Here is a 20123-nt window from a genome sequence, read left to right as displayed (position 1 = left end):
CTGCGATGATGCCCGGATGGACGCGCCGACCCCCATCGATCTGGACGCCTGGCCGCGCCGGGAGCACTTCGCACATTACCGCCGCCGGGTACCGTGCACGTACTCGATGACGGTGGAGGTGGACGTCACCGCCCTCACGGCCGCGCTGCGGCGCTCGCCCCGCAAGTCGTACCTGGCGCAGGTGTGGGCGCTGGCCACGGTGGTCAACCGCCACGAGGAGTTCCGCCTGTGCCTGACGGAGTCGGGCGACCCGGCGGTGTGGCCGGTGGTGCACCCGGCGTTCACGGTGTTCAACGCGGAACGGGAGACGTTCGCGTGCGTGTGGTCGCCGTACGACGCGGACTTCGGCGCCTTCCACGACGCGGCGGCCCCCCTGCTGTCGAAGCACGCGGACGCGACGGAGTTCTTCCCCCAGGGCCCGCCCCCACCGAACGCCTTCGACGTATCCAGCCTCCCCTGGCGCGCCTTCACCGGCTTCAACCTCAACATCCGCGACGGCTACGACCACCTGGCCCCGATCTTCACCCTGGGCCGCTACGTGTCCCGGGACGACCGGGTGCTGCTTCCCCTGGCGGTGCAGGTGCACCACGCGGCGGCGGACGGGTTCCATACGGCACGGCTGGTGAACGAGCTGGAGGCGCTGGTGGCGGAGCCGGACTGGCTGTAGGGGGCGGTGGCGTTATGCGGTAACGGACCGTCCCGACTGCGTTACATTTATTGCGTATGTTGCGGATATTGCGGATACTGAATGCATCGCCGGTCAATGACGCCCACCCGCCACGCAAACTTAGGGGCGCACCATGACGAAGACAGACATCAGGCCCGTGAAGCTCCCACCCGAGAAGACCGCCGCAGCGAACCGGGCCCTCACTCGCGTCCGCGGCTACCTCACCGAGCACCCCGACCTCGCCCAGATCGCCGTCAAGCCCCTGAACGACAGCGAGCACGAGCCGCTCACCCTGCCCCGGGAGGCCGTCGAGCTGCTCGCCGGCCTCCTCGCCCACCTGGGGGCGGGCCGAGGCGTGTCCATCGTCCCCAGCACCGCCGAGCTCACCACCCAGCAGGCGGCGGACATCCTCAACGTCTCCCGGCCGTTCCTCATCGGCCTCCTGGAGGCGGGCGAGATCGAGTGCCGCATGGTCGGAACACACCGCAGGATCACGGCGTCGTCGCTCATGGAGTACAAGCAGGCTGACGACCGGCGTCGCCGTGAAGCGGCGGACGAGCTCTCTCGGCTCGGCCAGGAGACGGGACTGATGTAGCCGATGGCCTTCGTCGCCGTGTACGACGCCAATGTGCTCTACCCGAACATCCTCCGCGACGTGCTCATCCGCGTCGCGGGGGCCGGTCTCGTACAGGCGAAGTGGACGGAGACCATCCTCGACGAGACGTTCCGCAACCTGCGGGCCAACCGCCCGGACCTGGCCCCCGACACCCTGGCCAGGACACGGCGGCTGATGAAGGCGGCCGTACGGGACTGCCTCGTCAAGGGGTACGAACCGCTGATCGACATACTGGAACTGCCGGACAAGGACGACCGGCACGTCCTCGCTGCGGCGATCCGCGCCAAGGCCCAGGTGATCGTGACGTTCAACCTCAAGGACTTCCCTGCGGAAGCCTTGGCGCCCTGGGACGTGGAGGCCGTCCACCCGGACGCGTTCCTCGAAGCGCAGATCGACCTGGCGCCGGAGATCGTCTACGGAGAGATCCAGCGCATCGCCGACAGCTGGACGAATCCGCCGGGCACGGTGGCCGACGTGATCGAGCGCCTGGACCGGAACCGTCTCGTCTCGTCCGCCGCAGCCCTGAGGGCGCTCGCCTGACCCCGGGCCTCAGCCCCGCAGTTCCGCCACGTCCTCCTCCGTGAGGACCAGGTCGCGGGCGGCCATGTTCTCCTCCAGGTGGGCGAGGTTGCCCGTGCCGGGGATGGCGAGCAGGGACGGGGACGAGGCCAGGAGCAGGGCCAGCTGGACCTGGGTGGGCGTTGCGCCCAGGCGGGTGGCGACCTTGTCGAGGCGGGTCGTGTCCAGGGGGGTGAGGCCGCCGCCGAGGAGGAAGAACGGGACGTACGCGATGCCGGCGGCCTCGCACTCCGCGAGGAGGGCCAGGTCGTCCGCGTACGGGTTCTGGACGCAGACCACGGGGGCGATGGCGCGGGCCTCCGCGAGCTGGGCGGCGTCGATGTTGCTGACGCCCAGGTGGCGGATCAGGCCCTCCTCGCGGAGGGCGGCCAGGGCGGTGAAGCGTTCGGCGACGGACTCGCCGCCGGGGCCGCTCATGCCGCCCACCCGGAGGTTGACGACGTCGAGCCGGTCGACGCCGAGGGCGGTCAGGTCCGCCTCGACCAGGGCGCGCAGCTGGTCGGCGGTCGCCTGGACGCTCGGGTGGCCGTCGGGGCCGGGCAGGGGGCCGACCTTCGTGGCGATGACCAGGTCGTCGGGGTAGGGGGCGAGCGCCTCCCGGATGAGGTCGTTGGCGCGGACGTCGCCCCGGGCGTAGAACGCGGCGGTGTCGATGTGGTTCACGCCCAGCTCGATGGCCCGGCGGAGCACCGCGATGCCGTTCTCCGGGGTGCGGGTGGGGCCGTCGAACGTGCTCATGGGCAGGCGCATCGCGCCGAAGCCGAGACGGTTGACGGTGAGGTCGCCGCCGAGGGCGAAAGTGGTGGTCGTCATGGATTCATGCTCTCCGGAGGGCCGGGCACGGCCCAGCGCGTGGCAGGTTGCTGCCAGCCGTACTGCCAGACTGGCGGTATGCGGAACGAACAGATCTTCTCGGTCCACGGCGACGCGGAGCTGCTGACACGCGCCGGACACCTCCTCGAATCCTCCCGCACCGAGTTCCTGTGCGCCGCCCGTACGCTGACGACCTGGCCCCGGCCGGAGACCTGGACGACCCCGGGCCCCGGCTTCACGACCCGGAAGCTGCTCACCCCGGCGGCCCTGGCGGACGAGGCGACCCGCGAGCACCTGCGCCTGGTGCTGGACGCCGGCGCCCAGGTCCGCATCACCGACGCGGAGCTCCCGCACGAGACGATCATCATCGACCGCCGGGTCATGATCCTGGCCGGCCGCGAGTCGACCACCGGCCGCGAGTACTCGGTCACGACCGCGAAGACCATGATCGACGGCGTGCATTCGCTGTTCGACGCGATGTGGGACCGGTCGGCGGACTACGACACGTACCTCGCCACGGACACCCCGCAGCTGACCCCGGACTCCCGCCGCATCCTGGAAGCCCTGAGCACGGGCCGCACCGACGACTCGGCCGCCCGCCACCTCGGCCTCTCCCTCCGCACGTACCGCCGCCGCGTGGCCGACCTGATGGTGACGCTGCAGGCGGCGTCCCGCTTCCAGGCGGGCCTGCGGGCGGGGAAGCTGGGGCTGCCGGGGGGCGGCTGAACCCAAGGCGCCCCCTCGCGCCGGAGTGCGGAGGGGGTGCCGGGGGTGTGGGTCAGGAGAGGCAGCCCGCGCTGGTGGGGCCCATCGAGGTGATCGTGTGGGTCACCGTGATGGTCTGGCCCGGGGACAGGGTGAAGTTGTACTCGGCGGCGACGCAGTACAGCTTCGACGTGTCGTTGGAGATGGTGGTGACCTCGGTGGGCCGCAGGAACGTGTAGTCGCTCCCGTCGGCGACGTAGACCGTCGGCTCGTAGATGTCGTTCGTGGTCATGCAGACGTACCCGTCGACGTGGCACGGGGTGGCGTCGGCCGTCGCCGCGGTCGCCGCGCCCGAGCCGAAGGCGGTGAGGCCCGCCAGGGTGGCGGCGACCAGGACTCCGCGCATGACGTTGTGTCGCAACATGAGGGTGTTCCTTTGCAGTTGGGCGCGGGGGGTGACCGCGCTCTCCGAACTCCGCCGGTCCGCTTGGGGGTTGCCGCGAACCGGCGCGCGATCGGAAGCTAGGGAAGGCCCGTTACACGTGCGTTACGGGGCCGCCAGCGTGCGTACCACGCAGAACTCGTTGCCCTCCGGGTCCGCCAGGACCACCCAGCTACGGCCCTCGCCCTGGCCGATGTCCACGCGGGTGGCGCCCAGGGCGAGGAGGCGGGTGACCTCGGCCTCCGTGGAGCAGTCGACCGGGCTGACGTCCAGGTGGAGGCGGTTCTTGACCGCCTTGGTGTCCGGGACCCGCTGGAAGTAGATCGTCGGCGGCATCTGGCGGGCCCGGATGTCCTCCGCCGTCGGGTCCCAGGAGCTGATCTCGACCATGTCCTTCCCGCGGTCGAGGACCGTGAAGCCCAGGACCTCGCACCAGAACGCGGCCAGGCGCTCCGGATCGTGGCAGTCGACGCTCAACTCGGTGAACCTGCTGGTCATTACGAAGCCTTCCGTAGGGTGAACTCATTGCCGTCCGGGTCCAGGAACACCCCGTCCGGTCCGCGCCGCGCGCCCAGCTCGATGAGGCGGGCGGCCTCCGATTCCCCGTCCGCGCCCGGCGGGAGCGTCAGCTCGAAGTACAGGCGGTTCACGTCCGGCTTCGCGTTGACCGGCGGGCCGCCCCAGGTGAGCTTCGTGCCGCCCTGCGGGGACTGGACCGCCGTCTCCTCGTCCTGGTCCCAGACCAGCGGCCAGCCCAGGGCCGCGCTCCAGAAGTAGCCCACCGCCTGGGTGCCGTCGCAGGCGACCGCGCCGATCACCCCGGTGTCCGCGAGGAACTTGTTGCCGGCCTCGATCACGCAGAACTCGTTGCCGTCCGGGTCGGCGAGGACGATGTGGCCCTCCTCCGGGGTCTGGCCGATGTCGATGTGCCGGGCGCCGAGTTCCAGCGCCCGGGCCACCGTCTCCCGCTGGGCCTCCGGGGTCGCGCTCGTCAGGTCGAAGTGGGCCTGGTTCTGCCGGGTCTTGGGCGCCTGGCTCCCGGTGAAGCGGAGCGCGTAACCCTTGCCGTCGGGGGGAAGGGCGACCGTGCCGTCGCCGGACAGCTCCCAGTTCAGGAGCCCGGCCCAGAAGCGGGCCAGGTTCGGCGGGTCGGTGGCGTGGAAGCCGATCGCTGAAAGGTGAGGGGTCATGTGCCGTACGTCTCCGATCCGTTGGCGTGCGCCCGCGCATCCTAGGGACGGCGTACGGGAAGGGCATCCCGATTTCCGGGGCGCCCTCAGTCCAGCGTCACCCGCGCCGTCACCGGCAGGTGGTCGCTGCCGGTCTCCGGGAGCGTGCGGACCCGGCCCACCGTCGCCTCCCGCGCCATCACCTGGTCGATCCTCGCCAGCGGGAAGGACGCCGGGAAGCTGAACGCGAACCCGCGCTCCGAGACGTTCAGCCGGGACGTCAGGGGGTCGATCCCCCGGTCGTCCACCGTGGCGTTGAGGTCGCCGAGCACGATGACCGGGCCCGTGGTCTCCGCGTCCAGCGCCCGGCCCAGCAGCCGGGCGCTCTCGTCGCGGCGGGCGGTGCCGAGGCCACCCGCACCGAGCCGGAAGGACGGCAGGTGCGCCACGTACACCGCGACCTCGCCGAGCGGGGTGCGGGCGACCGTGCGCAGGCCCCGGCTCCACGGCTCCGGAACGGACTCCGGCTTGATGTCCACCGCCCGGGTGCCGGTGAGGGGGTGCCGTGACCAGATCCCGACCGTGCCCCGGACCTCGTGGAACGGGTAGCGGGCCGCGAGCTCGCTCTCGTACGCGGGCAACGCCTCCGGGACCAGTTCCTCCAGCGCGATCAGGTCGGCGCCCTGGGCCGCCAGCGTGCGGGCCGTGCCCGCCGGGTCCGCGTTCACGTCGCTGACGTTGTGCTGCACCACGACCAGGTCACGCGGGCCCGGGTCCCCCGCCGGAAGCAGCAGCCCGCCGAACGCGTACGCCCACGCCACCACCGGCAAGACCACGGCCACCAGCGCGAGCGCCGACCGGCGCAGCACGGCGAGGGTCAGCAGGGGCACGACGGCGAGCCCGAGCCACGGCAGGAACGCCTCCAGGAGGCTGCCGAGGCGGCCGGGGGTGTTGGGGACGAGGCCGGGGGCGACGAGGAGGAGCGCGGTCAGGGCGGAGACGGCCGCGAGGACCCTGCCGTGCCGCCACCGGCCGGGGCGGGTCGGGGTCTGCGCGTCGGCACCGGCGGCCCGCCTCCGTACCCTCACGCCCTCCCCCGCTGCCCCGACCTGCGCAGCCGGGACCGTACCGCTCGCTGGGCGACCGGGCCCAGGCCCTCCAGCGCGGCGGCCAGGGCAGCGAGTTGGTCCAGGGATGCCAGGGCCTGTTCGGCGCCGGACGGGTCGACGCCCTCGTACAGTTCCAGGCCGACGAACGCCGCCGAGGCCGCCTTCGCCAGGCCCGTCACGTCCACGAACTCGGCGAGCGGGGTGCCCGCCAGGACCCGGGCGAGGACCCGCTCGATCTCGTCGGTCCAGAGGGTGAGGCCGGCCGCCGTGGCCGCCGCGAGGCGCGGTTGCGTCTGGCCTCCGGCGAGCAGCTGGCCCAGCACGGCGACCTGGCCGCCCGCCCGCTCGGAGGCGTTCAGCTCGCGGGCCACGGCCAGGAGTTCGCCCAGGGAGCGGACCGCGTCCAGGCGTTCCCGGTAGGTGGCGAGGCGCTGTTCGGCGCCGTAGCGGCAGGCGGCGGCGAGCAGGTCGTCGACGGTGCCGAAGTGGTAGAAGACCAGGGCCTGGTTGACCCCGGCGGTCGCGGCGATGCTCCGCGCGGAGGTCTTCGCGATGCCCTGCTCGGTGAGTGTGGCGAGCGCGCCGGTGAGGAGCTTGGTACGGGTGTCCCTCGCGGTGTCCTTCGTGGTGCCCCTGGCCCCGGAACCGCTGCTCCTCGCCGCAGACGCCTCGCTCATGCCCGTACCTCCTCGCGTACCGGACGCAGATCCTGCCGTATCCCGCGCGCCGGTGCGTACTCCGCCGTGAACGAGCCCTCGTAGCCGAAGAGGGGGCCGAAGCGGCGGTTGGTGACGCGGACCTGGATGCGGAAGCGGCCCGCCGCCTCGTCGTACGACTCGCGGACCACCGCGTCGCCCCCGATCAGATGCGGCACCCGTACGTCCACCGGGCCCTCGCGGAAGCGGTGTTCGCCGGAGCGGATGACGAGGGCGCCCGCGCTGTCCACGGTGAGGTGCAGGTCGGTCGCGAGGTGCTGGTGCGTACCCAGGTAGTCCACCACGCACCCGCGTTCCGGGCTGTGGACCATCGTCGCGTCGAAGCGCCGGGGCCCGTCCGGGAAGGCGAACGTCCGCACGAAGGTGACCGTTTCGCGGCCGAAGGAGTCCGTGAAGGGCACGTTCTCGATGGTGAAGGGGATGTCGCGGCCGGTGCGCGGGACCAGGATGTTGCGCGTGCCGCCCAGCGCGAGGAACGGCCGCACCCACGGACCGCCGTGCCAGACGCGGTCCATCACCCCGCGCCCCGTGCAGGACTCGCCGCTGTCCAGGCCGACGGAGAAGCGGCGCCGGATGCGGGGGTGGAGGCGGTCGAAGTCGGCCCCCAGGGCCTGCCGGAAGATCGAGTTCACGGGTGCTCCAAGCGGTCGAGGAGGGCGGGCGGGGTGGCGGCGGTCGCGGCGGACGGCCCGCGCCCCGGCGGGCGGCGCAGACAGCGGCGGGCGGCCGGGGTGCCGGGCAGCGGCGGCAGCAGGAGGGCGGCGAGGAGCACCGGTACGGCGGCGAGCGGCGCGGCCCAGGCAGCGGCGGCCACGACGAGCAGCCGGGCCGCCACCTCCCCCAGGCCCCGCCACAGCGCCCGCTCCGGGGTGATCCCGCGCTCGCACCACAGCCGCAGCCGGTCGAACGACCAGGCGGTCGCCCAGCCCATCAGCGGCCGGAAGAGCAGGCGGTCCGCGAGCCTGCCCCAGCGCGGCGCGTAGTCGTACCCCGTGAGGAAGCGGAGGCCGCCCTCCGGGCAGGGCACGTAACGCCAGTAGCCCCGGCCCTCCGTCAGGAACGACAGCGGATGCGCGCAGGCGAACCGGAGGGCCGACGTCCGCGTCCCGTCCGGGCGGTGGCGCTCCCCGGCCGAGATCCCGGTGCCGGAGACGAAGAACCCGGGCAGCACCCGTACCCCGTACGTGAAGCGCTGCGGCTCCCCCTCCGCACCCGGCAGGTACGCGATCCGCGTGAACCGCAGATCCCAGCGCTGGTGCTGCGCCGGATCCTGCGTGCGTTCCCAGACCAGGTCCAGGTCAACCCCGATCCGCGCCTCGATGTACAGACCGTCGCCCACGATCCCCCCTAGGGTCGATTGAGCAGTCGCTCAAATCGCGATGAGGCAGACAGTAGAGGAGTTTGAGCGACCGCTCAAGTGGGGCCCGGGTGACCGCCAGTGGAGCGACGCGGGCGCGTGCGTGCGGGTTGCCCACGGCCCCGCCGCCCGGGGCCGCCGGAAGCACGGACTTACGTTCCCGGGCATGAAACGCACCGCTGCCTTCGCCACGACGGCCTGCCTCCTGTGCCTGGCCGCGACCGCCGTCCCCACCACCCCCGCCGCGGCCGACTACTCCGGCAACCCGCTGGCCGGGGACAACGGCTTCGGGGTGCTCGTCCAGGACGACGCCGTCCTGGGCAGTACGGAGACCGAGGGGCCGGTCGCCATCGGCGGCAACCTCACCTACGGGCCGGGGTACAACGTCGCGCTGAACACCCCCGGTACGTTCACCGCCCCCGGCGACGACCGCCCGACCGCCCTGCTCGTCGGCGGCAGAATCGATCATGCGGCCGGCTCGCCGCAGGGCGTGCTCCAAGTCCTCAGCGGCGGCTACGTGAAGGTCGGCGACCCGACCGGCTCGTCGATCCTGGACGAGGACTCCAACGGCGCCGAGGTGAACACCCACATCGTCGCCGCGGGCGCCGGGTACGACTCGACGCCCCGCGTACAGGAAACGGTTCACCAGCCGGTCGAGTCCGTCACCGACACCACGGGGCTGCCGGACCTCGACGCCCTCTTCGCGACCTTCCGCGACCGCTCGGACGCCATCGACACCTGCGCCACCAACGTCGTCCTGCGCGACGCCGAAGGCGACCCGCTGCCCGACCAGACGGGCTACCCCGCCGGGACGAGCGCCCACATCACCCTCACCGAGGGCGAGACGAACGTGCTGCGGCTGACCGGCGAGCAGCTGAACAACCTGTCCGAGATCACCTTCGACAACCAGCCGAACGCGTCGACCCCGTTCGTGGTCGACATCGACACGACCGGCACGAACAGCACGTACGTCTGGCACATCCCGGAGCTCGCCGGCGTCTCCGGCGACCAGGCCCCCTACATGCTGTGGAACTTCCCCGACGCCACCGACATCACCATCGCCGACGGCGACTCGCTGGAGGGCACGATCTACGCGCCCCGCGCCCACCTCACGGACCTGGACGCGTCCAACATCGAGGGCACGATCGTCGTACGGGAGTTGACGGCCGGACCGCTCGGCGACGGTGGCACCCCGGTGAACGCGGGCGAGATCCACCAGTTCCCGTTCGCCGCCGACATCGACTGCGACGGCACGGGGCCGACCCCGACGCCGACGCCCACGCCGACGCCCACCCCAACGCCGACGCCGACCCCGACGCCGACCCCAACGCCCACACCCACCCCGACGCCGACGCCGAGCCCCACGGACCCCACCCCGACGCCGACGCCCACCCCGTCCCCCACGGACCCCACCCCGACGCCCACCCCGTCCCCCACGGACTGCACCCCCACCCCGACGCCCACGGACACCGCCCCCGGCCCGTACCCGACCCACAGTCACCCCACGGCGCACCCGGGCCACGGCGGCCACCACCGCCCACCGCACGGCGGCCTGGCCGACACCGGCACGACCACCACCCTCTACGCGGCGGCCGGGGCCTTCGCGCTGGCGACGGCGGGGATCTTCCTCCTGGGCCGCAGGCGCAGGTCGAAGCACTGACACCAAAATCTGCGCCCCCTTGCGTGTTTTTTGCTCACGGATGGCGAGCATTTGCGCGCAAGGGAGCGGGGAGGCTAGGTTCGGCCGCAGCCGAGCAGCGGAGGACGTCATGAATCGGGTCGAGTACCGGGACGTCGTCTTCGCCCGGATCGACGGCTACCGTCCGCTGCTCCTCGACCTGACCGTGCCCGCCGACGCCCCCGGGCCCGTGCCACTGCTCGTCTGGATCCACGGCGGCGCCTGGCGCGCCGGGTCGCCCCGGGTCGGCGATTCCTGGCTGGGCGTCGCGGACCCGGTCGGCGCCGCGCTGGCCGCCGGGTACGCCGTGGCCACCGTCCAGTACCGGTTCAGCGGCGAGGCGCACTACCCCGCCCAGCGTGACGACGTCCGCGCGGCCGTCGCCGCCCTGCGCCGCCTCGCGCCGGAAGCGGGGCTGGACCCCGCGCGGTTCGGGGCCTGGGGCGAGTCGGCGGGCGGCCACCTCGCCGCCGTGCTGGGGCTCGACCGGCGGGACGCGGAGCCCGATTCTGAGGTTCAGGCGGTCGTGGCGTGGTACGCGCCCAGCGACCTCACCACCCAGGGGCGCGACCCCGGCTCACCGGAGAGCCTGCTCCTCGGACCGGAGGCCGCCCAGCAGGAGGAGGCCCGCAGGCTGGCCGGGCCGCTGGCCCACGTCTCCGCGGCGGCCCCGCCCACGCTGCTCGTGCACGGCGACGCGGACCGGCTCGTCCCGTGCGACCAGAGCCGCGCGCTCGCGGCCGCGCTCACCGCGGCGGGCGCCACCACCGAGCTCGTCGTCGTACCGGGGGCCGGTCACTGCTTCGTGGGCGCGGATCTGCGGGAGCCCGTACGCCTCAGCCTGGACTTCTTCGACCGCCACCTGTGAGCCGGGACCCGCTCACCGCCCCGGGAACCGCTCCCCGCACGCGCTGCAGAAGACCGGCGCCGACTCCGGGGACATCCGCCCGCACTCCGGGCACACCCGGTCCAGCGCGCAGGGCGCCTCGCCGCCCTCCTGCGCGTACACCGTCGGCTTGAGCGTCAGGCCGGGGCGGCGGCGGTGCACCGTCAGATAGGCGAGGCCGTCCGGACCCGCCGTCACGGAGCGGCGCGAGGTGCGGGGCAGCCACGTCACCGTGCTCGGGGCCAGCGTCAGCGGCGCGGAACCGTCGCCGGGCACGATCCGGCCGCCGCCCGCGAGAACGACCAGCAGCACATCGAGCACGTCCTCCTGGTGCTCCCCGACCTCCGCGCCCGGCGGCAGCCGCACGAGGTTCGCGTCCAGCTCCCTCCCCTGCCGGTCGAGCTGCCACAGGGCGCCCCGGTCCTCGGGGCCCGCGGCGGCGAGCAGTTCGTCCAGTACGGCCAGCACCTCGGGAGTCGCGTTCACGCCGCCCAGGCTACGACCGCGTACCCCTAAGCTGTACCGCTGCCGAGCGAGGAGACACCGCGTCATGCGCGACGAGAAATACCCCCCGATCGAGCCCCACGACCACGGTCTGCTCGACGTCGGCGACGGCAACCGCATCTACTGGGAGGTCTGCGGCAACCCCGCCGGGAAGCCCGCCCTCGTCGTCCACGGCGGCCCCGGCTCCGGCTGCACCGAGCGGCCCCGGCAGTACTTCGACCCGGAGCGCTACCGCGTCGTCCTCTTCGACCAGCGCAACTGCGGCCGCTCGACGCCGCACGCCAGCGACCCGGCCGTCGATCTGCGGCACAACACCACGGACCACCTGGTCGCCGACATGGAACGCCTCCGCGCACACCTCGGCGTCGACCGCTGGCTGCTGTACGGGGGGTCCTGGGGCTCCACGCTGATCCTGGCGTACGCCGAGCGGCACCCGGAGCGGGTCACCGAGATCGTGATCCCGGCGGTGACCACGACCCGGCGATCCGAGATCGACTGGCTGTACCGGGGCGCCGGACTCTTCTACCCGGAGGCGCGGGACCGCTTCCGGGCCCACGTCCCGGAGGCCGCGAGCGACGCGACCCCGGACGTGCTCGCCGCGTACGCCCGGCGCACCGCGGACCCCGATCCGGCGGTACGGGCGCGGGCGACGGCGGAGTGGTGCGCCTGGGAGGACGCGGTGCTGTCCGGCGAGGCGTACACGGGCCCTCCCCCGTACAGCGGGCGGCCCGGCCGGGCGCGGGAGGCGCTGGTGCGGATCTGCTCGCACTACTTCTCGCACGGCGCCTGGCTGGAGGAGGGGCAGCTGATCCGGGACGCGGGGCGGCTGGCCGGGATTCCCGGGGTGCTGGTGCACGGACGGCGGGACATGGGCGGGCCGCTGGGCACGGCGTGGGAGCTGGCCCGGGCGTGGCCGGACGCGGAGCTGACGGTGATCGAGGACGCGGGGCACCTGGGCGGGGCGGCGACGAGCCGGGCGATCCTCACGGCACTGGACCGGTTCGCGACGGCCTAGGCGGACACACGCTTGCTTCGAGCGCGCTCGAAGGAGTTGGCTTGGGGTCCATGAAGTACACGCAGCTCGGACGCACCGGACTCAAGGTAAGCCGCCTCGTCCTGGGGACGATGAACTTCGGCCCCCAGACCAACGAGAGCGACAGTCACGACCTCATGGACGCCGCGCTGGACGCCGGCGTCAACTTCTTCGACACCGCGAACGTCTACGGCTGGGGCGAGAACAAGGGCCGCACCGAGGAGATCCTCGGCACCTGGTTCGCCAAGGGCGGCGACCGCCGCGACAAGGTCGTGCTCGCCACCAAGGTCTACGGCAACATGGGCGCCGACGGCGAGGCGTGGCCGAACCACGACAAGCTGTCCGCCGTCAACATCCGCCGGGCCGTCGACGCCAGCCTGAAGCGGCTCCAGACGGACCACATCGACCTGTACCAGTTCCACCACGTCGACCGGGACACCCCGATCGAGGAGATCTGGCAGGCCATCGACGTACTGATCCAGCAGGGCAAGATCCTGTACGCCGGTTCCTCGAACTTCTCCGGCTACAAGATCGCCCAGGCCAACGAGCGCGCCCGGCAGCGCGGCAGCTACGGCCTGGTCAGCGAGCAGTGCATCTACAACCTGATGGAGCGCGGCGCCGAGATGGAGGTCATCCCGGCCTCCCAGGAGTACGGCCTCGGCGTCATCCCGTGGTCGCCGCTGCACGGCGGCCTCCTCGGCGGCGCCCTCCGCAAGGAGCGCGAGGGCGGCGGCGCCCGCTCCACCTCCGGCCGCTCCGGCGACGCGCTGGCCGACCCGAAGGTCCGGGCGCAGATCCAGGCGTACGAGGACCTGCTCGACAAGCACGGCCTGGAGCCCGGTGAGGTGGGCCTCGCCTGGCTGCTGACGCGGCCAGGGATCACCGGCCCGATCTCCGGCCCGCGCACGCGCGAGCAGCTCGACTCGGCGCTGCGCGCGGTGGAGCTGGAGCTGTCGGCGGAGGTGCTGGACGCGCTGGAGGAGATCTTCCCCGGCCCGGGCCCGTCGCCGGAGAACTTCGCCTGGTAGAAGCCGCCCGTCAGCCGACGGCGGCCGCCACGGCGACAACAGCGAACATCAGTACGAGCACGGCCGCCATGATGCGGTTTCTGGTCTTCGGGTCCACCCGACGAGCGTAACCGCCCCGGCCTACGTGAACGCGACGCGGCCCCGCCCCGGAGAACCCGGGCGCGGGGCCGCGTAGTCGCGTGCGGGCGTAACCTCTACGCCGCCGTGGCCAGCTGTTCGCGCGGGACGAAGCGGACGTGCGGGCGGCCCGGGCGCAGGTCCACCTTGAGGCGCAGGCCGCCGAGGCGGGCCAGGATCACGCCGATGCCGACCGCCGCCGCGAGGGACAGCGCGCCGCCGACCACCATGCCGGTGCGGGCGCCGTACGCGTCGCTGATCCAGCCGACGATCGGGGCGCCCACCGGCGTACCCCCGGCGAAGACCATCATGTAGAGGCTCATCACACGGCCGCGCATGGCCGGGTCGGACGCCATCTGGACGCTGGTGTTGGCGCTGATGTTGGTCGTCAGGCCGATCATCCCGATCGGGACGAGCAGGACCGCGAAGATCCAGACGTTCGGCGCGAGCGCCGCGATGATCTCCAGCAGGCCGAACGCCGTACCGGCGGCGACCAGCATCCGCAGCCGCGAGGAGCGGCGGCGGGCGGCGAGCAGGGCGCCGGCCAGGGAGCCGGCGGCCATGAGGATGTTGAAGAACGAGTACATCCCGGCGCCGCCGTGGAAGATCTCGTCCGCGAAGGCCGTCAGCCAGATCGGGAAGTTGAAGCCGAAGGTGCCGACGAAGCCGACCAGGACGATCGGCCAGATCAGCTCGGGGCGCCCGGAGACGTACCGCAGCCCCTCGCGGAGCTGACCCTTCGCGCGCGGCACGACGACGGACTTGTGGAGCTCACTCGTCCGCATCATCATCAGGCCGACGAGCGGGGCGAGGAACGACAGGCCGTTGAACATGAAGGCCCAGCCGCTGCCGACCGTGGTGATCAGCACACCCGCGACGGCGGGACCGATGAGCCGGGCCGACTGGAAGTTCGCCGAGTTCAGGCTGACCGCGTTGCGCAGCTGCGCGGGGCCGACCATCTCGGACACGAACGCCTGACGGGCCGGGTTGTCGACCACGGTGACCATGCCGAGCAGGAACGCGATCAGATAGACGTGCCACACCTGGACCACGCCGGAGAGCGTGAGCACGGCGAGCACGACACCGCAGGCGCCCAGGGCGGCCTGGCTGACGAGCAGGAGCTTGCGCTTCGGCAGCCGGTCGGCGATGACACCGCCGTACAGGCCGAACAGCAGCATGGGGAGGAACTGGAGTGCCGTGGTGATGCCCACGGCGGCGGCGGACCCGGTGAGGCTCAGCACGAGCCAGTCCTGCGTGATGCGGGACATCCAGGTACCGGTATTGGAGATCACGGCGCCCGTGGCGAACAGGCGGTAGTTGCGGATCTTCAGCGACGAGAAGGTCCCGCCGGTCTTGCTCTCGTGGGTGGAAGTCGGTGCGGGGGCGGAGTCTGCTCCGGATCCCGTACTCAAAAGGGTTCGCCTCCTCGGCGTGGACATCTTGCTGGTCGACGGGACGGAGACGCGTCTCGCGGAGACGCGGCTCTCACAGGTGGGCGAGCTTCTCCAGCACGGGCGCCGCGTTGCGCAGCGTCTCCCACTCGTCCTCGTCCAGGCCCTCGGCGAGCGTGGTCAGCCAGGCGTTCCGCTTCTTGCGGCTCTCGGCGAGCATGGCCTCGGCCTGCTCGGTCTGGCTGACCATCTTCTGACGACGGTCATCGGGGTGCGGTTCCAGCCTGACCAGCCCCTTCGATTCCAGCAACGCGACGATGCGGGTCATCGACGGCGGCTGGACGTGCTCCTTGCGGGCCAGCTCACCCGGCGTGGCGGAACCACAACGGGCGAGCGTCCCGAGCACCGACATCTCGGTCGGGCTCAGCGACTCGTCGACGCGCTGATGCTTCAGGCGCCGGCCGAGCAGCATGACGGCGGAACGGAGGGAGCTCACGGCGGCGGCACTGTCGCTGTCGTGGATCAGGTCAGGCATGTTTGTTAGCGTAACTCATTACCTACCCTAAAGACCACTTGTGGTACACGCGCGAGAGGGAGATCACTCCGCCCGTCCGCATCGGCACGGGGCGTGAACGTGGCGGGTTTACCAATCGATCACCCAAACGAGTGAGCCGGCGGCGGAAAATCTCGCGCGGCGGGCCCGTGGGGCGTAACCCTGCTTGGCATGGGATCGACAGTGCTCAGCCTGCGCATAGACGGTGAGCTGCTCGACCGGCTCAAGCAGCATGCCGCAAAACGCGGAATGAGCGTCCAGGACTATGTGGTCCGGACGCTCATTCGCGACGACTTCGACGAGCGCTTCCAGTCGGCCGTCGAGGAGACGGAGAAGTTCTACGGGCCGGAGAAGCTCTGCCCGGCGGACGGCGTACCGGCCGAGGAGGTCAACTGACCCCCGGGGCCGGGCCGCGCCCCGCCCCTACGTGAGGCCGAGCGCCGGCATCATGTAGTAGAAGACGAAGACCGCCGACACCGCGTACATCGCGGCGGGCACCTCGCGGCCCCGGCCGGAGGCCAGGCGCAGCACGGTGAAGGCGATGAAGCCGATGCCGATGCCGTTGGTGATCGAGTACGTGAACGGCATCATGACCATCGCGAGGAACGCCGGGATCGCGAGCGTGAAGTCGTTCCAGTCGATGTCCCGCACCGAGCCCGCGATGATCAGGAAGCCCACCGCCAGCAGGGCGGGGGTCGCCGCCTGCGAGGGGACCATGGTCGCCAGCGGCGTGAGGAACAGCGCCACCGTGAACAGCAGACCCGTGACGACGCTGGCCAGACCCGTACGGGCGCCCTCGCCGACGCCCGCCGTGGACTCCACGAAGCAGGTCGAGGCGGAGGAGGAGCTCGCACCGCCCGCGGCGACCGCGACACCGTCCACGAAGAGCACCCGGTTGATGCCCGGGAAGTTGCCGTCGGCGTCCGTCAGCTTGGCCTCGTCGCCGACACCGAGGATGGTGCCCATCGCGTCGAAGAAGCAGGACAGCAGCACGGTGAAGACGAACAGGATGCCGGTCAGCACGCCGACCTTGTGGAAGCCGCCGAACAGGCTGAAGTGACCCAGCAGCCCGAAGTCCGGCGTGGCCACGGGGTTGCCCGGCCACTCCGGCACGGTCAGGCCCCACGCCTCGCCCGGCAGGTCCGCGACCGCGTCGATGATCAGCGCGACGACGGTCATCGCCACGATGGAGATCAGGATCGCGCCCGGCACCTTGCGGACGATCAGGATCAGGGTGAGCAGCGCGCCCAGCACGAAGACCAGGACCGGCCAGCCGTTGAGGTGGCCGTCGGAGCCGAGCTGGAGCGGCACGGTGGTGTGCGCGGCGTCCGGGATGCGGGAGACGAAGCCCGAGTCGACCAGGCCGATGAGCAGGATGAACAGGCCGATGCCGATCGCGATGCCCTTGCGCAGCGAGCCCGGTACGGCGTTCATCACACGCTCCCGGAGCCCGGTCGCGACGAGCAGCATGACCACGATGCCCGCGAGGACCACCATGCCCATGGCGTCGGGCCAGCTCATCCGGGGGGCGAGCTGGAGGGCGACGACGGTGTTGACGCCGAGGCCCGCGGCCAGCGCGATCGGCACGTTGCCGATGACGCCCATGAGCAGCGTGGAGAACGCGGCGGTGAGCACGGTCGCGGTGACCAGCTGGCCGCCGTCGAGCTGGTGGCCGTACATGTCCTTCGCGCTGCCCAGGATGATCGGGTTCAGCACGATGATGTAGGCCATCGCGAAGAAGGTCGCGAATCCGCCGCGGATCTCGCGGGCGACCGACGACTTCCGCTCGGAGATCTTGAAGAAGCGGTCCAGCCCGTTGGTCGGCTGGGGAGTCGGGGCATCGACCGGAGCGGTGGCCGAGGGGGACATGTATGACCTCAGTACGTGCCTAGAGGGGATCAAAAGTGGTCAGCTTTGGACTTTCACACGAATAATTCGAGCCAGCCGTAAGCAGATTCAGTATGAATACATAAGGCGAAGATCGCTATCTCCGCGCGTAGACCCTTGGGCCGACTGGCCCGAGCGGAGACCTCTGTTGCGCGACATAACATGTCTGCATGGCGAAGTGGACACCCAAGCACGAGGCACCGGAGCCCCTGGAGGGCCCGGTCGTCGCGACCATCACCGGCGGCACGATCCTCTGGTTCGTCCTCTTCCTCGTCCAGATCCCGTTCTACAGCTGGTACGACGACCACGGCCATCTGTGGTGGGTGTGGACCTGCCTGGCCGGCGCGGGCCTCGGCCTGATCGGCATCTGGTACGTACGGGGCCGCGACGCGGCCCTCAAGCGCGCGGCGGCCGCGGCGACGGCGGCGGACCCGCAGGCCGACTGAGGCGGAGCCCCGTACCGTCGAACCATGACGCAGCGGGCATCCGAACTTTCCGGGGAGCAGCGCGCCGGCGCTCCCGGGCGCGGGCTGACGGCGGCCGAGGTCGCCGAGCGGATCTCGCGGGGCGAGGTCAACGACGTACCGGTGCGGTCCTCGCGGTCGCTGACCGAGATCGTCCGGGCCAACGTCTTCACCCGGTTCAACCTGATCATCGGCGTGCTCTGGGTGATCATGCTGGCCGTCGCGCCGATCCAGGACAGCCTGTTCGGCTTCGTGATCATCGCCAACACCGGCATCGGGATCGTGCAGGAGTGGCGGGCCAAGAAGACGCTGGACAGCCTCGCGGTCGTCGGTGAGTCGAAACCCGTCGTCCGGCGCGACGGGAAGGCCGCCGCGATCCACACCTCCGAGATCGTCCTCGGCGACCTGATCGAGCTGGGCCCCGGGGACAAGGTCGTCGTGGACGGCACGGTCGCCGAGGCGGACGGCCTGGAGGTGGACGAGTCCCTGCTCACCGGCGAGGCGGACCCGGTCCTCAAGAAGACCGGCGACACGGTGATGTCCGGCAGCTTCGTCGTCGCCGGGGGCGGCGCGTTCACCGCGACGAAGGTGGGGCGCGAGGCGTACGCGGCGCAGCTCGCCGAGGAGGCGTCCCGCTTCACGCTCGTACGGTCCGAGCTGCGCAGCGGCATCTCGACCATCCTGAAGTACATCACCTGGATGATGGTGCCGACCGCGACCGCGCTGGTGATCAGCCAGCTGGTGGTCAAGGAGCACAACTTCAAGGACTCCATCGCCCGCACGGTCGGCGGGATCGTCCCGATGATCCCGGAGGGGCTGGTCCTGCTGACCTCGGTCGCCTTCGCGATCGGGGTCGTACGCCTGGGCCGCAAGCAGTGCCTGGTGCAGGAGCTGCCCGCCATCGAGGGCCTGGCCCGGGTCGACGTCGTCTGCCTCGACAAGACCGGCACGCTCACCGAGGGCGGTATGGACGTCACGGAGCTGCGTCCGCTGGGGGACGCCGAGGAACCGTATCTGCGTCGCGTCCTGGCGGCCTTCGGCGCGTCCGAGCCCCGGCCCAATGCCAGCCTCCAGGCCATCATCGATGCCTACCCGGCCCCGGAGGACGGCGCCTGGACGACCACCGGAACGCTGCCCTTCTCCTCCGCCCGCAAGTACAGCGGCGCCGCGTTCACCGAGGACGGCGGCGCCTCCTCCGCCTGGCTGCTGGGCGCGCCCGACGTGCTGCTGTCCGAGGCCGACCCGGCGCTCGCGGAGATCGGGCAGCTCAACGAACAGGGCCTCCGGGTGCTGCTGCTGGCCCGGGCGCGGGGCGAGCTGGACGCGCCGGACGCGGCGCAGGGGGCGGAGCCGGCCGCGCTCGTCGTCCTGGAACAGCGGCTGCGGCCCGACGCGGGGCGGACCCTCGCGTACTTCGGCGAGCAGCGGGTCGCGACGAAGGTGATCTCCGGCGACAACGCGGTCTCGGTCGGCGCGGTGGCCGCGAAGCTCGGGATGGAGGGCGCGGAGCACCCCGTGGATGCGCGGCGGCTCCCCGAGGACACGGACGAGATGGCCACCGCGATGGAGCAGAACGCGGTGTTCGGCCGGGTCACCCCGCAGCAGAAGCGGGAGATGGTCGCCGCGCTCCAGTCACGCGGGCACACGGTCGCGATGACCGGCGACGGCGTCAACGACGTCCTCGCGCTGAAGGACGCCGACATCGGCGTCTCCATGGGCTCGGGCTCCGAGGCGACGCGCGCGGTGGCCCAGATCGTGCTGCTGAACAACAGCTTCGCGACCCTGCCGTCCGTGGTCGCCGAGGGCCGTCGCGTGATCGGCAACATCACCCGGGTCGCGACCCTGTTCCTGACGAAGACCGTGTACTCGGTGCTGCTGGCGGTCCTGGTGGTCTGCTTCCAGGTCGAGTACCCGTTCCTGCCGCGCCATCTGACCCTGCTGTCCACGCTGACGATCGGCGTCCCGGCGTTCTTCCTGGCCCTTGCCCCGAACAAGGAGCGCGCGCATCCGCACTTCGTACGCCGCGTGATGCGGTACGCGATCCCGTCGGGCGTCATCTGCGCCGCCGCGACCTTCGTGATGTACCTGATCGCCCGCCACCACTACTCCGGTACGGGCGCGCTGGACGCGGAGACGAGCGCGGCGACGCTCACTCTGTTCCTGGTCTCGATGTGGGTCCTGGCGATCATCGCCCGCCCGTACACCTGGTGGCGGATCTGCCTGGTGGCCGCGATGGGCCTGGCGTTCCTGATCGTCCTCGCGGTGCCGTGGCTCCAGGACTTCTTCGCCCTGAAGCTGGTGGGGACGCAGATGCCGTGGACGGCGGTGGGCATCGCCGTGGTGGCGTCGGTGGCGCTGGAGTACGTCTGGCGGCTGGTGGGCCGCCGCTTCGGGGCGTGAAACGGCGGC

23 protein-coding genes are annotated in these 20123 nt (G+C 71.7%); 11 read left to right on the top strand and 12 right to left on the bottom strand.

The features are described 5' to 3' along the window. Positions 1 to 16 precede the first annotated feature (16 nt). The 3 genes from catA (at position 17) to AMK18_RS09265 (ending at position 1823) form a co-directional block, all read left to right on the top strand. A complete protein-coding gene (catA, locus tag AMK18_RS09275) occupies positions 17 to 667 on the top strand; it encodes a type A chloramphenicol O-acetyltransferase (protein ID WP_018101497.1) in 651 nt (216 codons plus the stop codon). 133 nt (positions 668 to 800) lie between these two features. After that, on the top strand, positions 801 to 1262 hold the full coding sequence (locus tag AMK18_RS09270) for a helix-turn-helix domain-containing protein (protein ID WP_073862452.1): 462 nt from the start codon (positions 801 to 803) through the stop codon (positions 1260 to 1262). 3 nt (positions 1263 to 1265) lie between these two features. Then, positions 1266 to 1823 (top strand): PIN domain-containing protein, encoded by a 558-nt coding sequence (locus AMK18_RS09265; RefSeq protein ID WP_073862451.1) that lies wholly within the window; start codon positions 1266 to 1268, stop codon positions 1821 to 1823. A 9-nt stretch (positions 1824 to 1832) separates the two neighbouring features. Here the strand turns inward: AMK18_RS09265 and AMK18_RS09260 are convergent, their stop codons facing one another. Beyond that, positions 1833 to 2675, bottom strand: coding sequence for an oxidoreductase (locus AMK18_RS09260; RefSeq protein ID WP_073862450.1), 843 nt, complete (start codon positions 2673 to 2675; stop codon positions 1833 to 1835). A 78-nt stretch (positions 2676 to 2753) separates the two neighbouring features. On the opposite strand from AMK18_RS09260, the gene AMK18_RS09255 reads away from it, so the two are divergent. Beyond that, positions 2754 to 3401 (top strand): LuxR family transcriptional regulator, encoded by a 648-nt coding sequence (locus AMK18_RS09255; RefSeq protein WP_073862449.1) that lies wholly within the window; start codon positions 2754 to 2756, stop codon positions 3399 to 3401. Between the two features lie 52 nt (positions 3402 to 3453). Here AMK18_RS09255 and AMK18_RS09250 read toward each other — a convergent pair whose 3' ends face one another. From AMK18_RS09250 to AMK18_RS09220, 7 genes are all read right to left on the bottom strand, one after another. Then, positions 3454 to 3804 (bottom strand): hypothetical protein, encoded by a 351-nt coding sequence (locus AMK18_RS09250; protein ID WP_234011763.1) that lies wholly within the window; start codon positions 3802 to 3804, stop codon positions 3454 to 3456. A 123-nt stretch (positions 3805 to 3927) separates the two neighbouring features. Then, on the bottom strand, positions 3928 to 4320 hold the full coding sequence (locus tag AMK18_RS09245) for a VOC family protein (protein WP_018101503.1): 393 nt from the start codon (positions 4318 to 4320) through the stop codon (positions 3928 to 3930). Continuing rightward, complete coding sequence (locus tag AMK18_RS09240; protein ID WP_073862448.1) at positions 4320 to 5012, bottom strand: VOC family protein; 693 nt, start codon at positions 5010 to 5012, stop codon at positions 4320 to 4322. The genes AMK18_RS09245 and AMK18_RS09240 overlap by 1 nt, the downstream gene beginning before the upstream one ends. A gap of 86 nt (positions 5013 to 5098) precedes the next feature. Further along, positions 5099 to 6079 carry an endonuclease/exonuclease/phosphatase family protein gene (locus AMK18_RS09235; RefSeq protein WP_073862447.1) on the bottom strand — a complete coding sequence of 327 codons (981 nt, stop codon included), beginning with the start codon at positions 6077 to 6079 and terminating at the stop codon, positions 5099 to 5101. Beyond that, positions 6076 to 6777, bottom strand: a complete 702-nt coding sequence (locus AMK18_RS09230) for a TetR/AcrR family transcriptional regulator (protein WP_073862446.1) — start codon at positions 6775 to 6777, stop codon at positions 6076 to 6078. Before AMK18_RS09230 ends, AMK18_RS09235 begins: the two co-directional genes overlap by 4 nt. After that, positions 6774 to 7448, bottom strand: a complete 675-nt coding sequence (locus AMK18_RS09225) for a DUF4166 domain-containing protein (RefSeq protein WP_018101507.1) — start codon at positions 7446 to 7448, stop codon at positions 6774 to 6776. Before AMK18_RS09225 ends, AMK18_RS09230 begins: the two co-directional genes overlap by 4 nt. Then, positions 7445 to 8155, bottom strand: a complete 711-nt coding sequence (locus AMK18_RS09220; RefSeq protein ID WP_073862445.1) for a hypothetical protein — start codon at positions 8153 to 8155, stop codon at positions 7445 to 7447. Before AMK18_RS09220 ends, AMK18_RS09225 begins: the two co-directional genes overlap by 4 nt. A gap of 184 nt (positions 8156 to 8339) precedes the next feature. Here AMK18_RS09220 and AMK18_RS09215 point away from each other — a divergent pair, with 184 nt between their 5' ends. Together AMK18_RS09215 and AMK18_RS09210 are read left to right on the top strand one after the other, a co-directional pair. Beyond that, entirely contained in the window at positions 8340 to 9833 is a 1494-nt protein-coding gene (locus tag AMK18_RS09215; protein WP_073862444.1) for a choice-of-anchor A family protein, read from the top strand. A 109-nt stretch (positions 9834 to 9942) separates the two neighbouring features. Next, positions 9943 to 10719 carry an alpha/beta hydrolase gene (locus AMK18_RS09210; RefSeq protein WP_073862443.1) on the top strand — a complete coding sequence of 259 codons (777 nt, stop codon included), beginning with the start codon at positions 9943 to 9945 and terminating at the stop codon, positions 10717 to 10719. Positions 10720 to 10731: 12 nt separating this feature from the next. On the opposite strand, the gene AMK18_RS09205 is transcribed toward AMK18_RS09210, so the two are convergent. Beyond that, on the bottom strand, positions 10732 to 11223 hold the full coding sequence (locus AMK18_RS09205) for a hypothetical protein (protein ID WP_018101510.1): 492 nt from the start codon (positions 11221 to 11223) through the stop codon (positions 10732 to 10734). Between the two features lie 64 nt (positions 11224 to 11287). On the opposite strand from AMK18_RS09205, the gene pip reads away from it, so the two are divergent. Both pip and AMK18_RS09195 read left to right on the top strand, forming a co-directional pair. Beyond that, the gene (pip, locus tag AMK18_RS09200; protein WP_073862442.1) at positions 11288 to 12256 is read left to right on the top strand and encodes a prolyl aminopeptidase; all 969 of its coding nucleotides are present in this window, start codon (positions 11288 to 11290) and stop codon (positions 12254 to 12256) included. Between the two features lie 50 nt (positions 12257 to 12306). Continuing rightward, positions 12307 to 13302 (top strand): aldo/keto reductase, encoded by a 996-nt coding sequence (locus AMK18_RS09195; protein WP_018101512.1) that lies wholly within the window; start codon positions 12307 to 12309, stop codon positions 13300 to 13302. Between the two features lie 194 nt (positions 13303 to 13496). Here the strand turns inward: AMK18_RS09195 and AMK18_RS09190 are convergent, their stop codons facing one another. Together AMK18_RS09190 and AMK18_RS09185 are read right to left on the bottom strand one after the other, a co-directional pair. Then, positions 13497 to 14831: an MFS transporter gene (locus AMK18_RS09190; RefSeq protein WP_018101513.1), complete on the bottom strand. Its 1335-nt coding sequence runs from the start codon at positions 14829 to 14831 to the stop codon at positions 13497 to 13499. A gap of 73 nt (positions 14832 to 14904) precedes the next feature. After that, positions 14905 to 15345: a MarR family winged helix-turn-helix transcriptional regulator gene (locus AMK18_RS09185; RefSeq protein ID WP_018101514.1), complete on the bottom strand. Its 441-nt coding sequence runs from the start codon at positions 15343 to 15345 to the stop codon at positions 14905 to 14907. Between the two features lie 189 nt (positions 15346 to 15534). On the opposite strand from AMK18_RS09185, the gene AMK18_RS09180 reads away from it, so the two are divergent. Then, positions 15535 to 15759 (top strand): hypothetical protein, encoded by a 225-nt coding sequence (locus AMK18_RS09180; RefSeq protein WP_037821530.1) that lies wholly within the window; start codon positions 15535 to 15537, stop codon positions 15757 to 15759. Positions 15760 to 15786: 27 nt separating this feature from the next. On the opposite strand, the gene AMK18_RS09175 is transcribed toward AMK18_RS09180, so the two are convergent. Then, complete coding sequence (locus tag AMK18_RS09175) at positions 15787 to 17232, bottom strand: NCS2 family permease (RefSeq protein WP_018101516.1); 1446 nt, start codon at positions 17230 to 17232, stop codon at positions 15787 to 15789. A 188-nt stretch (positions 17233 to 17420) separates the two neighbouring features. Between AMK18_RS09175 and AMK18_RS09170 the strand changes: the two genes are divergently transcribed. Together AMK18_RS09170 and AMK18_RS09165 are read left to right on the top strand one after the other, a co-directional pair. Continuing rightward, complete coding sequence (locus AMK18_RS09170; protein WP_018101517.1) at positions 17421 to 17696, top strand: DUF2530 domain-containing protein; 276 nt, start codon at positions 17421 to 17423, stop codon at positions 17694 to 17696. Between the two features lie 24 nt (positions 17697 to 17720). Next, a complete protein-coding gene (locus AMK18_RS09165; protein WP_073862441.1) occupies positions 17721 to 20114 on the top strand; it encodes an HAD-IC family P-type ATPase in 2394 nt (797 codons plus the stop codon). The last annotated feature ends 9 nt before the right edge of the window (positions 20115 to 20123 follow it).

The sequence above is a fragment of the Streptomyces sp. CB01249 genome, from assembly GCF_001905735.1.
Taxonomy (GTDB): Bacteria; Actinomycetota; Actinomycetes; order Streptomycetales; family Streptomycetaceae; genus Streptomyces.
The sequence above is the reverse complement of the archived record's forward strand: the minus strand, read 5'-3'. Positions and strand labels throughout refer to the sequence as shown.